General features: G+C 57.5%; 10 protein-coding genes. 4 read left to right on the plus strand and 6 right to left on the minus strand.

Annotation, left to right across the window (positions count from 1 at the left end; translation table 11 throughout):
- From VGK48_02560 to VGK48_02575, 4 genes are all read right to left on the minus strand, one after another.
- Positions 1-279: ATP-binding cassette domain-containing protein (locus VGK48_02560; protein HEY2380042.1), on the minus strand; the 279-nt coding region annotated here is incomplete at its 3' end.
- A 4-nt stretch (positions 280-283) separates the two neighbouring features.
- Positions 284-985 carry an ABC transporter ATP-binding protein gene (locus tag VGK48_02565; protein HEY2380043.1) on the minus strand — a complete coding sequence of 234 codons (702 nt, stop codon included), beginning with the start codon at positions 983-985 and terminating at the stop codon, positions 284-286.
- A gap of 14 nt (positions 986-999) precedes the next feature.
- The gene (locus VGK48_02570) at positions 1000-2253 is read right to left on the minus strand and encodes an efflux RND transporter periplasmic adaptor subunit (protein ID HEY2380044.1); all 1254 of its coding nucleotides are present in this window, start codon (positions 2251-2253) and stop codon (positions 1000-1002) included.
- The gene (locus tag VGK48_02575; GenBank protein ID HEY2380045.1) at positions 2216-3925 is read right to left on the minus strand and encodes a TolC family protein; all 1710 of its coding nucleotides are present in this window, start codon (positions 3923-3925) and stop codon (positions 2216-2218) included. Before VGK48_02575 ends, VGK48_02570 begins: the two co-directional genes overlap by 38 nt.
- A 235-nt stretch (positions 3926-4160) precedes the next feature.
- Between VGK48_02575 and VGK48_02580 the strand changes: the two genes are divergently transcribed.
- Both VGK48_02580 and VGK48_02585 read left to right on the plus strand, forming a co-directional pair.
- Positions 4161-5531 carry a sigma-54 dependent transcriptional regulator gene (locus VGK48_02580; GenBank protein HEY2380046.1) on the plus strand — a complete coding sequence of 457 codons (1371 nt, stop codon included), beginning with the start codon at positions 4161-4163 and terminating at the stop codon, positions 5529-5531.
- A gap of 40 nt (positions 5532-5571) precedes the next feature.
- Entirely contained in the window at positions 5572-6927 is a 1356-nt protein-coding gene (locus VGK48_02585) for an ATP-binding protein (GenBank protein HEY2380047.1), read from the plus strand.
- A 10-nt stretch (positions 6928-6937) separates the two neighbouring features.
- Here VGK48_02585 and VGK48_02590 read toward each other — a convergent pair whose 3' ends face one another.
- Positions 6938-7321, minus strand: coding sequence for a response regulator (locus tag VGK48_02590; protein ID HEY2380048.1), 384 nt, complete (start codon positions 7319-7321; stop codon positions 6938-6940).
- Between the two features lie 81 nt (positions 7322-7402).
- Between VGK48_02590 and VGK48_02595 the strand changes: the two genes are divergently transcribed.
- Together VGK48_02595 and VGK48_02600 are read left to right on the plus strand one after the other, a co-directional pair.
- Complete coding sequence (locus VGK48_02595; protein ID HEY2380049.1) at positions 7403-7849, plus strand: response regulator; 447 nt, start codon at positions 7403-7405, stop codon at positions 7847-7849.
- A 204-nt stretch (positions 7850-8053) separates the two neighbouring features.
- A complete protein-coding gene (locus VGK48_02600) occupies positions 8054-10270 on the plus strand; it encodes a PAS domain S-box protein (protein ID HEY2380050.1) in 2217 nt (738 codons plus the stop codon).
- A gap of 55 nt (positions 10271-10325) precedes the next feature.
- Here the strand turns inward: VGK48_02600 and VGK48_02605 are convergent, their stop codons facing one another.
- Positions 10326-16628 carry a HAMP domain-containing protein gene (locus VGK48_02605; GenBank protein HEY2380051.1) on the minus strand — a complete coding sequence of 2101 codons (6303 nt, stop codon included), beginning with the start codon at positions 16626-16628 and terminating at the stop codon, positions 10326-10328.
- Positions 16629-16641 lie beyond the last annotated feature (13 nt).

Raw genomic sequence — 16641 nt, forward strand, 5'->3', positions numbered from 1 at the left:
GTGGTATTGCTGAAAAACGAAACCGATGTAGCGCTTGTTGAGCTCGATACGGTCTTTCGGCTTCATCTTGTGGACCGCTTCGCTGAGGAAGTAAAACTCGCCCTGCCAGTTGCTGTCGAGCATTCCGAGGATTGCGAGCAGCGTGGACTTTCCCGCACCGGACGGCCCCATGATCGTGACGAAGTCGCCCTGTTTGATGTCGACGCTGATCCGGCGCAGGACGAATGTCTTGCCTGCAGCGGTCTCGTAGAATTTTTCCAGATTGCGAAGTTCGATCATATTTTCAGTGCGCAGTCTGCTCTTCCAGGAACGCCTCGTCGACGACACGACCGTCGAACAGATGGATGGTGCGTTCGGCGTAGCGCGCATAGCGCGGATCGTGGGTGACCATGCAGATCGTCGCTCCTTCGCGATGCAGTTCGCGGAGAAGGTCCATGACGGCTTCGCCGTTTCTGGAATCGAGGTTTCCTGTCGGTTCATCCGCCAGCAGGATAGCCGGCTGCCCGCCGAGAGCGCGGGCAACGGCGACGCGCTGCTGCTGACCTCCGGAAAGCTGCGACGGATAGTGCTTGATGCGGTGCGCCATCCCGACCTTCTCGAGCGATTCGAGCACGCGCTTCTTGCGCTCCGAAGAAGGCATGCCGCGATACGTCAAAGGAAGCTCGACGTTTTCATAAACCGTGAGATCGCCGATCAGATTGAACGCCTGAAAGATGAATCCGATCTCGCGATTGCGCACCCGCGCGCGTTCACTCATCGAGAGATCCTGAACCGGCTTCGCGTTCAGAAGGTACGCGCCTTCCGACGGGCTGTCCAGCAATCCCAGGATGGAGAGCAGCGTGGATTTTCCGCAGCCCGAAGGGCCGGAAATCGAGATGTACTCGCCGCGTCTGATTTCAAGATCGACGCCCGCAAGCGCGTGCGTTTCCACTTCATCGGTCAGGAAAACCTTCTTCAGGCCCTCGAGATGTATGACATTGTCCATGGTCGTCTTCGCCCTCAATTAAGTCTCACGCGATCGTAGGCATCCCACGCGGACATATCCGACAGGATGACCTGTTCTCCCTCGTGCAGACCGTCCAGTACTTCGATTTGATTCACCGAGCTGCGCCCGAGTTTCACCTGGACTCGATGCGCTTCCCCGTTCGCCGTCACCTTGAACATGCCGACCGTGCTGTCCGCCTGCCCGTAGGCGGGACGGCCGACATACAGAACATCTACGAGACGTTCCAGGTCGATTGTTCCATCTACGCTGAGATCGGGCCGCGCAATTTTGGAATAATCCCCGATAAGATGCACATCGACCTTCACTTGTCCATTGACGGCAGCCGGGTCGATTCGGATGACCTGTCCCGGAATAATTCCGTTCCGGGTATCGATCGACGCCATCTGCCCGATGGTGACGTCCTTCACCTGAGTCTCCGCAATCTGCACTTCCGCTTTCAGCCTGCCGGGCTCCGCGACCTTCGCCAGAATTGTGCCGGGGGCGACGTGCTGACCGGCCTCCACCGGCACCTGTTGGACAATACCGACAGCGCCCGCCCGAACGTTGAGCTCGTCGAGTTGTTTCTTCCGCAGATCGTAGGCCGCGCGAAGCTGATCGACTTTCACCTGTTGAGCGGCGATTCGCGCTTCAGCCGACTGCGAGTTGACCGCAACCTTTTTCTTCTCCATTTCATTCTTGGCCGCCAGTTCACGAGCGGACTCCTGCGATTTTTTGAGAATCACGTCCGCGATCAAGCCATCCTTATTGAGCTCCTGGTTGGCTTCGAAATCCAGCTTGGCGCGGTTGTAGTCGCCTTCGACGCCGGCCTGCGCGGCCTGCTGGTTGAGGATATCGGTCTGGAGCGTCGCCCGAAGGTTCGCGAGATCGGCTTCGGCGCCTTTGACCGCGAGTTCCGCATCGGTGGCGCGCTGGAGCACATCGGGACTGCTGAGAACCAGAATGATGCTGTTGGCGGAAACGCTGTCGCCGGCACGGGCCTTGACCTCTTCGATGATGGCGTCCTCGGTCGCCGGGATCCAGCGAACTTCTTCGGGAACCAGAGTTCCAATGCCGTGCACCTGCCGCAGCATTTCTCCGCGCTTCACCGTGTCCCGCCAGACCGTCGCGCTGTCGACCGAAGGCGCGGCGGGCTTCATGCGCGACAGACCCAGGCTGACGGCGGCGATCGCGATCAGCGCGAGAATCAAAAGGACCGCGCGCTTGATTTTCTTATTCCGCGCTACGGACTGTGGACGTGCAACATCCATAATTCCCTCCCGCGGCCAGTTTCTCGATCTCGATATTATTCTTTCTCAATGTTCTTCCTACAGCCCTATCGTAATCGACAAGGGCTTTCGAATAATTGACGAGCGCCTGAATGTGCGTCGTCTCGGCATCGGTCACATTGCGCTGCTCCTCCAGAACGAACCGGAGCTGCGAGATGCCGAGCTGAAATTTTTTCTGCTCCGCCTCAAGCTGCAGACCGGCCAGTTCCAAGGCTTTTTCCGCCGCGGCGATCTGGGCCTTGTTCATGATGACGGCCGTCTGGGCGTTGCGGACTTCTAATGCGATCTGCTGCGCGGTCTGCGTCCGCTTCGCCTGCAACGCATCTTTCTGGGTAACCGCCCGGGCATTGTCGGCGCGAGCGGCTTTGTTGGTGAGCGGAATCGAAATATTGAAGCCGACCGAGTAGCCCGTGTAGTTATAGCCGAACAACTGTCCGAATGCATTGCCCAGGCCGCCGTTGATCACCGAAACGATATCGGACCCGCCCAGCCCCGACCGGATCGTTTGAACGCCCCCGACACCGCTCTGGGTATAACTGCCGCCGACGGTCAGATTCGGCAGCAACTGATTCCTGGTGTACTGGACATCGATATCGCTGTTCTGGAGCAGCACATCCAGCTGCCGCATTTCCGGCCGGCTTTCAAGCGCGGATTTGATGGCATCGCCGATGGGCATGAGGTCGTCATCCTGCGGCTGGCGGGGCATCTCGATCGGATTGATTTGCGCGGAGACCAACGCCGGGTCGCCAAAACTCGTGATGATTTTCTTGACCTGGTCCTGGGTCTGATCGGCGACGTACGTGGTCGTGACCATTTGAACTTCACGCTGCGCGACCTCCGACTCCGCCTGAACGACCTCGATGCGGGCCATGGTTCCGATCTGCACCTGCCGTTTGTTGTCGGACAGCGTCTTCTGCGCCAGATCGAGCGCCGCCTTGTGAACCTTGATATTTTCGCGCTGGTAGACGAGGTCCCAATACATCTGCTGGGCCGCAGTCACGAGATCGATGGTCTGCATCTCGAAACCAATGTCCGACATCTTCTGGTTGTTTTTCTGGATGCGGATCAGATGCGAATTGATATTGCGGCCGAAGTTCTGCAGCAATGGCTGGAGAGCGGAATAGGTGACGTTGCCCGAATAGTACGGGTTGAAGGTGCTGAAAGCGCTATTCGACGAATTGCGATTCACGTTCAGATTGACGCTCAATTGGGTGCCGGCCTGAAGCGTCTGGCCATAGCCGATCGAGTAATAATGGCTGAGCGAACTCAACGAACTCGCGCCACTGAGCTGCGATGCCGAAGGCGTGGTGCTCCGCACCACTTGCCCTCCGACGTTCAACCTGGGCTCGAAAGGCAGGAACAGCGTGTTAACGATGTATTCCTGAGCAATCGGGTTGAACCGGTTCACCGTCACATCGAGATTGCTTGCCAGCATCAGGTGAACAATATCGGAAACCGAAAGCGGCAACGCCCCCTGCTGGACCATCGGCTGCCAGGGCTCGCCCGAACCCGGCGGATTCACGCCATACGGCGTGGCGAGGTTCAGCGGTTTGTAACGACTCAAAAACTGTCCCACCCAGTTGGATTGGGCAGACAGGCTCGTCGCGAATACGATGAGGAGGCCGGCGGCAATAAATGCTTTGATCTTCAACATGCCGAGTTCCCTAAAGCACCCATAAAACCATTCCGATCTGCTGGATTATCAACGACGTAGCTGCTGATCCTCAGCCGCAGGTGTCCGCTATTGGGACGGCGGTTCGCGGGACCGAACAGTCTCCAAACCCCTTCCCGACGTAAATATACGTAAACAGCGGCAAAAGAGTTTGGAACGAAACTCGCGAATGAAGGCGCTTCGATACGGCCAGGGAATTCTGTATCCTTCACACGTCATGAAGACTTCTTCACCTCGCGTTCTGATCGCCGACGACCAGACGGATGTACTGGAAGCCCTCCGGCTTCTCTTGAAGTCCGAGGGTTATCAGCTCGAGTCCGCGAGTTCACCGTCCGCTATCATCAGCGCCCTCGACGCCCGCGACTTCGACGCGGTCCTGATGGATCTGAACTACACGCGGGACACAACGTCGGGCGCCGAAGGCCTTGAAGTTGTTTCACGCATCCATGGCATGGATGCGACATTGCCGGTCGTTGTGATGACGGCGTGGGGCAGCATCGAACTTGCGGTCGAAGCGATACGGCGCGGGGCGCGGGACTTCGTACAGAAACCGTGGGAGAATCCGCGGCTTCTTACGATTCTCGGCACCCAGGTCGAACTCGGGCGCAGCCTGCGCAAAGAACAGCGACTCGAAGCGGAAAACGAAATACTCCGGGCTGAGGGCCGGCCGGCATTCATTGCGCAGGCGCCGTCGATGCAGCCGGTGCTGCAGCTCATCTCCCGCATCGGGCCTTCCGACGCCAACGTGCTCATCACCGGCGAGCATGGCACCGGAAAGGAAGTCGTTGCAAAAACGCTTCATGCGCTATCGAATCGCGCATCGACACTGATGGTGACCGTAAACGTGGGAGGCCTGCCGGAGGGTGTGTTCGAAAGCGAGATGTTCGGGCATGTCAAGGGAGCTTTCACGGATGCCAAAACCGACAGAGTGGGACGGTTTGACCTGGCGGACGGTGGGACTTTATTCCTCGATGAAATTGCCAACGTTCCCGTGAATCAACAGGCAAAGCTGCTTCGCGTCCTCGAGACCGGAGAGCTCGAACGCGTGGGCTCGTCGAAGACGCATCGAGTGGACGCGCGCATCATCTCTGCGACCAACGCCAATCTCGGCGAAGAGGTTTCGGCGGGACGTTTTCGCGGAGATCTCCTGTTCCGGTTGAATACGATCGAAATTCACCTGCCGCCGTTGCGCGACCGGCGCGAGGACATCCCCGCTCTGGCGGCGCACTTTCTCGGAGTGCATGCCGCCCGCTATCGAAAACAATTGTCGGGCTTCGACCAGGGAGCGATGCAGGCGCTGCTGCAGCACGCATGGCCCGGCAACGTCCGGGAACTGGATCATGCGGTTGAACGCGCTGTCCTGATGGCGCAAAAAACCGCAATCATGGCGGGAGATCTCGGTATCGGCGGCGGACGCGAGTCTTCGATTCCACAGGCGCGGCTCGAAGACATGAGCATGGAAGACGTGGAATCCTTCCTGATCCGGAAGGCGCTGGCGCGTTACGGCAACAACGTCAGCCAGGCCGCGAATGCCCTGGGATTGAGCCGCAGCGCGCTTTATCGGAGAATGCAACGGTATGGACTGTAGTCGCGGGCTTTAGCCCGCGGCTACAACAGGATTTGAAACGGTGTTACTCAAACTCGACGTCGACAAATCGCGACGACAGTTTCGTCTGAGTTACGAACGCCGCATTTTTGCGCTCGCCGTTCTGGCAGGCCTGCCCGGAACCGTCGTTGCTCTCATCCTTCTATGGACGGGATCGTTCACCTCCCAGCTGCAATGGACGCTCACAATTCTTATCGCGCTACTCTGGCTCGGCCTGGCGGGCGAAATCCGCCAGCGCGTTGTCTTTTCGCTGCAGACGTTATCGAACATTCTCGCCGCGCTTCGCGAAGGCGACTACTCCATCCGCGGACGCAACTCGCGAAACGAGGATGCGCTTGCCGAGGTCACCCGCGAAGTGAACGGCCTCGCCGACACGCTGCGCGAGCAGCGCATGGACGCCATCGAAGCGACGACGCTTTTGCGTAAGGTCATGGAAGAAATCGACGTCGCTGTTTTCTCCTTTGACGGCGAAGACAAGCTAAGACTGGTGAACCGGGCAGGCGAACGGCTGTTGAGCCAACCTTCGGAACGTTTGATCGGATCGAGAGCCGAAGATATCGGACTTGCCGGTCTGTTGCATGAGGGCGGAAATTCCCGCGTGATCGATGCCGCTTTTGCCGGCGGCTCCGGACGATGGGAAGTCCGGCGCAGCGTCTTTCGCCAGGGCGGGTTGCCGCATCAATTGCTGGTTTTTTCGAACGTCAGCCGGGCGTTGAGAGAGGAAGAGCTGAGAGCCTGGCAGCGCATCGTCCGGGTCATCGGCCACGAACTGAACAATTCACTTGCCCCGATTAAATCGATATCGGGAAGCCTGACATCACTGCTCGATAAAAAACCGCGCCCGGACGATTGGGAACAGGACATGCAGCTTGGTCTTGGCGTGATCGGCTCGCGGGCCGAATCGCTCAGCCGTTTTATGGCCGCATATGCGCAGCTGGCCAAGCTTCCGCCGCCGAAGTACAGGGACGTGGATGCCGGCACACTGGTCCGCCGGGTCGCCGGCCTCGAAAGCCGAATGAAGGTGGCCGTGGACGCGGGCCCGGACCTCGCGATTCATGCGGATCCCGATCAACTCGAACAACTGCTCATCAACCTGATCCGAAACGCCGCAGACGCTTCATTGGAAACCGGCGGCGGCGTTCACATCACCTGGGCGCTCACGGGACGCACGCTGGATATTGTCATCACAGACGACGGCCCGGGAATATCGAACACCGCCAACCTCTTCGTTCCCTTCTTCACCACGAAACCCAGCGGCTCCGGCATCGGGCTGGTCTTAAGCCGCCAGATTGCCGAAGCCCATGGCGGCTCGCTCACGCTCCAGAACCGGAAGGATGCGCGGGGATGCGACGCCAGATTACAGCTGCGTCTGTCCTGAATCGATCCATTCAACATCCCCCGATATAGTCTTCGACAATCGCCTGCAGGCCTTCCGGCTCGACAGGTTTGGGCACACATTGGATGCAACCCGCCTGTAATGCCCGAGCGGCCCAATCGCCCTCGCAATGGGCAGAAACCGCGATCACGGGCGTGCGAGACAATGCCGGAATAGATAAAATTCGACGCGTCGCTTCGTAACCGTCCATGACGGGCATACGGATGTCCATTAAGATCAAATCCGGCTTGTGCTCGATTGCAGCCGCGACCGCCTCCAGACCATCCCGCGCCGTCAATGCGTTGCAGCCCGTGATGCGCAAGAGCGCCGCCACCAGGTTGGCGATATCCTCCGTGTCATCGACCACGAGAACTGTCTTACGTGCCTTATCGGACATGCATCTAAAGCTTATTCATGAGGACAGCGCAGACGCAAGCTGTCCGGGTTTCCGTACGAATGCGTACATAAGGAAATTCTATTGAAAAACAGCCTTTCGACTATTACCTTCTTTACAGCTCTTATGCAGGAAGTCACACATAAGCCGCGTGTCGCGATTCTCGAAGACCACGACGACACTCGGGAGATGCTGCGAATTGGCCTGGAAGCCCGTTTCGCGACGGTCGCTTATCGGAGCGCCGCTGAATTGCTCGACGCCCTGGAACGGGAAAATTTCTCGGCTATCGTGGCGGATATCATGCTGCCTGGTCTTGACGGGTTTGGATTTATCAAGATGATCCGCCAAAATGTGCGTTTCGCGGACATCTGCGTTATTGCCGTGACGGCTTTGGCTATGGCGAGTGATCGGGAAAAAGGCATCGCGGCCGGCTTCACGGCGTATCTGGTTAAACCGATCACCCCTGAAGAGATATCGACTGTTCTGTGGAATCATATCGGCCCTTCGCAAGACAAATCCCCCGCCGCCTGACGACAGCGCAAAGCCAGTTGTTCGATCCTTCCTCTGCCCGATGAATGGCACCTGATTACCACCCCTATTTTTTGCTCCTAAAAGTGCTCGAGATGTCCATTCGCAGCTCCGATTTTTGCGCAGTTCGGCTGCCCGAACCGGTGCTACATTTAAGGGACACGCGTTTTAATCCTGGGAGGTTGCCCCGCGATGAGTCATGCGCCAATGCCAACGGATCGCAGCGATTTGCCGCCGTTTCACCAACATCGTTCTGCTACGCACCAGCACGCTGTCCAGTTTTATGAATCGGACAACTACCTGAGCGCCGAGGTGGCGCGCTACCTGGCGCATGGTTTTCGCAACGGAAATGCAATGGTCGTGATTGCCTTGCCCGAGCACCGCACAGCTTTCAAAAAGCACCTGGACAGTCAAGGCTTCGACGTTGATGCAACGATTCGAAGCGGTCAGTTTAAGGAATTCGATGCCCACGAAACGCTTCGAGCCTTCATGGATTCGGAACTGCCCAACCGGGAACGCTTCAGGACAGTCATCGGGCAGGTGATCGACGAGTGCAGAAATAGATACCAACCCGCGCCGGTGCTGGCTTATGGCGAGATGGTGGACATCCTCTGGCGTGATGGAAAACACGAAGCCGCCATCCGTCTGGAAGAGCTTTGGAACGAACTCGCCGAAGACCGGCACTTTGACTTGTTTTGCGCATATGCGTTGAACGGTTTTTATAAAGGAGACCATCACCCGCAATTTGAACGCATCTGCCGGACTCATTCGCTGGTTTATCCGACCGAACGGTACATGGAACTGGGAGAGCAGGAACGGTTGGTCCGGATCAGCGTGCTCGAACAACAATCATTCGCGCTTCAGGCTGAAATCCAGGTCCGGAAAGAGGCTGAAAAGGCGCTGCTTGAAGCCCTCGATGAAAAAAGGCATACGGAGGAAAAGCTGCGGCAGACCGAATCGGAGCTTCGTGGTGTGCTGCAGACTGCGGCCGAAGGGATTCACTGGGTTGATGCCGGCGGCCGCATCCTTTGGGCAAATGCGGCGGAATTGGCGATGATGGGTTATAGGGCCGATGAATACATCGGTCATGACATTCGCGAATTTCACCTCGATGCGGATGTGATCGCGAACATTTTCGATCAGCTCGTCAAAGGCGAGACTCTCCTGAATTACTCCGCCCGCCTGCGGGCAAAGGATGGTTCGATCCGGCATGTTTTGATCAATTCGAACGCGTTTCTGCAGAACGGACAGTTCCTCCATACCCAATGCTTTACCCGCGACATCACAGAACTTCACTATGCGCAGGATGCCCAGGGTTTCCTTAGCGCCGTCGTGGCATCGGCGGATGACGCGATAATCAGCAAGACACTCGATGGAATCATTACAAGTTGGAATCCGGGAGCGCAGCGGATTTTCGGATATTACGCGGAAGAGGTCATCGGGAAGCCGGTGGCCATTCTCATTCCACCCGACCGCGACAATGAAGAACCCGATATTCTCGCTCGCCTCAAAAAGGGCGAGCGGATCGACCATTATGAAACCAAGCGGCTCCGGAAAGATGGAACGATTCTCGATATATCTCTCTCCGTGTCGCCGGTTCGCAACCGGCGCGGGCAGATCATCGGGGCCTCGAAAATCGCCCGGGATATTACCTACCGAAAGCGTCTGGAAGTAGAACGAGTCAAGCTTCTCGAACAGGAACGCGCCGCACGCAGCCAGGCGGAAGCGGCCAACAGGATCAAGGATGAATTTCTGGCGATCCTTTCCCACGAATTGCGCACCCCTCTCAATGCCATCATGGGCTGGATCAGCATCCTCGAATCACGGCAGGACGTTGACCTCGTTGAACGCGCCATCGATGTGATCAAACGAAATGCGGGAGCCCAGAAAAGGATGATTGAAGACCTGCTGGATGTGGCGCGGATTCTAACCGGAAAAATGGTAATCGATACCGATCCAATCGATTTCCGGAGCGTCGTGAATGCGGCGGTGGACAGCGTCAGCCCTGCGGCTTCCGCCAAGACGATCCGCATGGATACGGATTTTCAAATGCCGATTCCGATCATCACAGGTGACGCGGACCGGTTGCAACAGGTGGTGTGGAACCTGCTTTCAAACGCAATCAAATTCACGCCTGAAGGCGGATATATACAGCTGCGGCTGGGTCAAACGAACTCGCACCTGGAATTCAGCGTCCGGGATAGCGGGCAAGGGATTGCGCCTCAATTCCTCGGCCGGGTTTTCGACCGGTTTGCGCAAGGCGATTCCAGTACAACCCGCGTCCACGGCGGCCTGGGCATCGGTCTTGCGGTAGTGCGGCATCTGGTTGAAGTTCACGGCGGCAGCGTCCATGCCGAGAGTCCCGGCGAAGGGCTGGGCGCGACCTTCACCGTGCGGCTGCCGGTGGCTACAGCGGCGGAATAGCTACCGGTCGGCGAGCTTCGCACCGATCGGAGCTCGTCGGCTCGTCCGCCATATCTTAACGATACAGCCATACACGAAGCAGCGAGAGTAGTTGATCGGTATTCACCGGTTTTGCAATGTAATCCGAGGCTCCGGCCTCCAGGCATTTTTCGCGGTCTCCCTTCATGGCCTTCGCGGTCAGGGCGAGGATGGGCAGCGTTTTCAAACGCGGATCATTGCGGATCTCACGCATGGTCTCGTAACCGTCCATGTCCGGCATCATGATGTCCATGAGAACGACGCTAAGGGCTGGCGTACTCTCGACAATCTCAATCGCGTGCCGGCCATTGGTCGCACTGAGCACTTCCATTTCGTGGTTTTCCAGGAGGCTGGTCAAGGCAAAGATGTTCCGGATATCGTCATCGACGACGAGCACTTTCCGGTGGTGCAGAACCTCGTTGGAGGCGTGCAGGCGTTCGATCAGGTTCCGCTTTGCCTCCGGCAACTCCGAGACGACGCGGTGCAGGAACAGCGCCGTTTCGTCAAACAAACGTTCCGGGGATTGCACGTCCTTCACGACGACGCTTTTGGCAACCAGCTTGAGACGATTCTCTTCCTCCGCTGTCAATTCTTTGCCGGTAAATACCACGATTGGCAAATCCTGCAGCGAAGCACTGCGCTGAATCGTTTCCAGGAGTTCAAAGCCGGTCATGTCCGGCAGCCGCAAATCCACAACACAGCAATCGAATGCTGTTTCGGCCAGCATCCGCAACGCATCGCCCCCCGTGGCCACGGCGCTCAGTTCCACGTCATCATATTGCAGCAGTTCGACAATGCTCTCGCGTTCGATGTCATTATCCTCAACGACAAGAAGGCGTTTGGTATGTGGAGTAACGTAAGCTTTGATGCGATCGAGCGCATGTTTCAAGTCCTCCGTCGTGGCTGGTTTTACCAGATATGAAAATGCGCCGTGCGATAGACCGTGCTGGCGCTCCTCCTCGATCGAAAGCATTTGGACGGGAATGTGCCGCGTTACCGGTTCCAGTTTCAGATTGTTGAGAACCGTCCATCCGAGCATGTCCGGCAGGAAGACATCCAGGGTAATGGCTGTCGGTTGATACTGCCGCGCGAGCGCGAGTGCCGCTTGTCCCCGATTGGCAACAATCCCCTTGAAGCCCTTTTCCCGCGCGACTCCGAGCAAAATGCGCGCGTAATGGGGATCGTCGTCGGCGATGAGTAATACCCTGTCTCCTTCATTAATGTCGTGACGATCGTCGGGAACGACTTCCTCCGATTTCGCGACCGTAAGCACCGGTAGCGCCGGTTGCGGCGCGGTTGCGTTATAGGAACTCGTCGCAGGGACAGTTGTGGCGCGCGCCGGTCCCGTGTACACGAGCGGAAGATACAGAGTGAAAGTGCTGCCCTGTCCCGGTGCGCTTGTAAGCTTGATTTCACCACCGAGCAGCGTCGCCAACTCGCGGCTGATCGCGAGACCCAGTCCCGTACCGCCATATTTCCGGCTGGTGCCGGCGTCGGCCTGTTGAAACGCCTCAAAGATCAAGCGCTGCTTTTCGGGCGCGATTCCAATTCCCGTGTCGGTGACGGCAATGGCGACGGCGTTCTGAGCCAGGCTGAGGACGGGGTGGTCGATGGACCACCCCTCCATCACATGACGAGCAGTCATTGCGATGTGCCCTTGACTCGTAAATTTGAAAGCATTTGAAAGAAGGTTCTTGAGAATCTGCTGCAGCCGTTTGGAATCCGTCGTGAAGGTCGGCGACAGAGCCGAATCGATATCGACACGGAAAGCCAGACTCTTGGATTCAGCGATGTGATGGAAGGTGCGCTCTACACTGTCGCGCAGTGAAACAAAGGTGATTTCCTCCGGTTCAACCGTAACGGTGCCGGACTCGATTTTCGAAAGGTCCAGAATATCATTGATCAGAGTGAGGAGGTCGGTGCCCGCGGAGTGGATGTTCTTCGCATATTCGACCTGTTTTGCAGTCAAATTGCCTGCGGAATTCTCTTCGAGCTGCTGTCCCAGAATAAGGATGGAGTTGAGCGGTGTCCGCAGTTCATGCGACATATTGGCAAGAAACTCGGACTTGTACTTCGATGTCAGGGCGAGTTCCGCGGCCTTCTCTTCCAGAGCGCGCCGGGCTTGTTCGACCTCTTTGTTCTTCCGTTCAACTTCGACGTTCTGTTCGGCGAGCTGCTTCGCTTTCGACGCCAGTTCCTGGTTTGTTTGCTGCAGTTCCGTCTGCCGGGTTTGTAGTTCAATCGTCAGCTTCTGAGACTGCTCCAGCAGGTTCTCGGTCCGCATGGTTGCTTCGATGGTGTTGAGCACCACGCCGAGCGATTGCGTGAGCTGTTCCAAAAAGCTCAAGTGGGTAGGGGTAAATGGATGCAAAGCCGCCAGCTCGATGACCGCCTTCGTTTCGCCTTCAAACAAGACCGGAAAGACGACGATATTTGCAGGCGGCGCGCTGCCAAGGCTGGATTCTACTGTCGTGTAGTTGTCCGGCAATTCCGTCAAAAGAAGATTTTTCTTTTCTTTTGCGCATTGGCCGACCATTCCATGGCCTATTTCGATACGCTTGGGCTGGCCGGGATGCTGGGCATAGGCTGCGAGCAACGTGAGGGCGGGCTTTTTCTCTACTTCGGTCTTCTGCGGATGCTCCATTTGATAAACGGTGCCTTGCTGCGCGTGAACCAGAGAAGCAAGCTCGGATAGCAGCATTTCGCCGACCGTCACCAGGTCCCGCTGGCCCTGCAACATGCGAGTGAACTTCGCGAGATTCGTCTTCAACCAGTCCTGCTCCTGGTTACGCTCCGTCGTGCCACGCAGGTTGTTGATCATCGTGTTGATATTGTCTTTCAGTTCGGCGACCTCACCGCGGGCTTCCACTTGAATCGACCTTGTCAGATCGCCCTTGGTCACAGCTGTGGCCACTTCTGCAATGGCGCGAACCTGATTGGTAAGGTTTGCGGCGAGCAGATTGACGTTGCTCGTCAGATCTTTCCAGGTGCCGGCTGCGCCGGGGACGTTCGCCTGACCTCCAAGCCTGCCTTCCACGCCGACGTCGCGGGCAACATTGGTAACCTGCTCGGCAAACGTCGCCAGAGTGTCGGTCATATTGTTGATGGTTTCGGCCAGAGCGGCGACCTCGCCTTTCGCTTCGACGGTCAGTTTCTGGCGCAGGTTGCCGTTCGCGACGGCAGTGACGACCTTTACAATTCCGCGGACCTGATCGGTCAGATTCGCAGCCATCACATTGACGGAATCCGTCAGATCCTTCCACGTACCCGCCACGCCGGGGACTTCCGCCTGGCCGCCCAATTTTCCATCCGTCCCAACCTCGCGCGCGACGCGAGTCACTTCTGCGGCGAATGAACGAAGTTGATCGACCATCGTGTTAATGGTGTTCTTCAGTTCCGAGATTTCGCCCTTAACATCAACTGTGATTTTGCGCGATAAGTCGCCCCGGGCAACGGCAGTCGTCACTTCCGCGATATTGCGGACCTGATCGGTGAGATTCGCTCCCATCGCGTTGACGGAGTCCGTGAGGTCTTTCCAGGCCCCCGTCACGCCAGGCACGACTGCCTGAACCCCGAGCCGTCCTTCAGTTCCGACTTCGCGCGCCACGCGGGTAACTTCAGACGCGAAGGAGCGCAACTGCTCCACCATCGTATTGATGGCTTCCTTGAGCTGCAGGATCTCGCCTCGAACATCTACGGTGATTTTGCGCGAGAGATCGCCATTGGCGACGGCAATCGTAACCTCCGCAATATTGCGCACCTGGCCCGTCAGGTTCTGCGCCATCGAGTTCACGTTATCGGTCAAGTCTTTCCACGTACCGGCGACATCCGGGACCACCGCCTGACCGCCCAGTTTGCCTTCCGTGCCGACTTCACGCGCCACGCGGCTCACTTCCGAGGCAAACGAGTTGAGCTGGTCCACCATCGTATTGATAGTGTTCTTGAGCTGAAGGATTTCGCCTTTCACATCGACTGTGATCTTGCGCGACAGATCACCTTTGGCGATCGCGGTGGCGACATCGGCAATGTTGCGCACCTGGCCTGTCAGGTTCTGCGCCATGGAATTCACGTTGTCCGTGAGATCCTTCCATGTCCCGGCCACGCCCGGCACTACCGCCTGACCTCCAAGCTTCCCTTCAGTTCCCACCTCGCGTGCGACGCGCGTGACTTCCGAGGCAAAACCATTGAGTTGATCGACCATGGTGTTGATCGTGTTCTTCAACTCCTGAATTTCGCCTTTGACGTCGACTGTGATCTTGCGTGACAGATCGCCCTTGGCGATTGCCGTGGCCACATCGGCAATGTTACGCACCTGGCCCGTCAGGTTCTGCGCCATCGAGTTGACGTTGTCCGTGAGATCTTTCCAGGTACCCGCAACATCCGGTACGACGGCCTGGCCACCGAGTTTGCCTTCGGTTCCGACTTCACGAGCCACACGGCTGACCTCGGAGGCAAACGAGTTGAGCTGATCCACCATGGTGTTGATGGTGTTTTTCAACCCCAGGATTTCACCTTTCACGTCGACCGTGATCTTGCGTGAGAGATCGCCCTTCGCAATTGCAGTGGCCACATCGGCAATGTTTCGTACCTGTCCGGTGAGATTTTGAGCCATGGAATTCACGTTGTCGGTCAAGTCTTTCCACGTACCCGCAACGTCCGGCACCACGGCCTGGCCGCCGAGCTTTCCGTCGGTCCCGACCTCGCGGGCCACGCGGCTCACTTCCGAAGCAAATGAATTGAGCTGGTCCACCATCGTGTTGATCGTGTCTTTGAGTTGGAGGATTTCGCCTTTGACATCGACCGTGATCTTGCGCGACAGGTCGCCCCGGGCAACTGCAGTGGTGACTTCCGCGATGTTGCGCACCTGGTCCGTCAGGTTCTGAGCCATGGAGTTCACGTTGTCCGTGAGGTTTTTCCAGGTTCCCGCGACGCCGGGCACGACCGCCTGACCGCCCAGCCTTCCCTCGGTTCCCACCTCCCTCGCGACACGGCTCACCTCCGACGCAAAGGCGTTGAGCTGATCCACCATAGTATTAATGGTGTTTTTCAATTCCAGGATCTCGCCCTTCACGTCCACGGTGATCTTGCGCGACAGGTCACCTTTCGCGACGGCTGTCGTCACTTCCGCGATATTTCGGACCTGCGCCGTGAGGTTGGCTCCCATCGCATTGACGGAATCCGTCAGGTCTTTCCAGGTTCCGGCCACATCCGGGACTTCGGCGCGTCCCCCCAGCTTGCCTTCCGTGCCGACTTCGCGCGCGACGCGGAATACTTCCGAGGCAAAAGCATTTAGCTGATCCACCATCGTATTGATGGTGTTTTTCAATTCGAGGATTTCACCTTTAACATCCACGGTGATTTTGCGGGACAGGTCGCCGCGAGCCACAGCCGTAGTGACGCCCGCGATGTTACGGACCTGCGCGGTAAGATTGCCGGCCATGGCATTCACGGAGTCCGTAAGATCTTTCCACGTGCCGGCCACGCCCGGGACGACGGCCTGACCGCCGAGCTTGCCTTCCGTGCCGACTTCACGCGCGACGCGCGTGACTTCAGCGGCGAAGCCGCGGAGCTGATCCACCATGGTGTTGATGGCTTCCTTCAATTGCAGGATTTCACCGCGCACATCAACTGTAATTTTCTTTGACAAGTCGCCGTTCGCCACGGCGATTGTCACGTCGGCAATATTGCGAACCTGTGCGGTGAGGTTACCCGCCATCTGATTTACCGATTCCGTCAGATCTTTCCAGACACCGGATACGCCTTTGACCTGAGCCTGCCCTCCAAGCTTGCCCTCGGTTCCGACTTCGCGCGCCACACGAGTCACTTCGGAAGTGAAGACGGATAATTGGTCAATCATCTTGTTGACGAGTTTTGCCGATCGGAGAAACTCGCCTTCAAGCGACCGGCCATCGACTTCGAGTGCCATCGACTGGCCGAGATCTCCTTTAGCCACAGCTCCGATGGCCCTGGTGATCTCCGTCGTCGGCCATACCAGATCGTCGATCAACATGTTGATGGCGGCGACCTCGTCAGCCCAACCTCCAGTACCCTCGGGCACATTCATGCGTTGCTTCAGCTTTCCTTCCTTACCGACCATGGTGGAGACACGTGCGGTTTCTTTCGCGCGGCGGTCGCTGAATGCAACAATCTCATTGAAAGCGTCGGCAATCTTGCCTTCGACGCCGTTTAACGCGGCAGGCATGCGAACGGCGAAATTGCCGTCTCGAAACGACAGCATCGCATCCAGAAGGTTGTTGGAAAAGCCGCTCTGATCGCCATTGGGTCCGACGGACCGAACGGCTACCGCAGCGGCAGAGGACGTTCTGGGTTTGTGACTCATTTGGTGGCCTGCC

This window comes from Terriglobia bacterium (assembly GCA_036496425.1).
Lineage (GTDB): Bacteria > Acidobacteriota > Terriglobia > 20CM-2-55-15 > 20CM-2-55-15 > 20CM-2-55-15.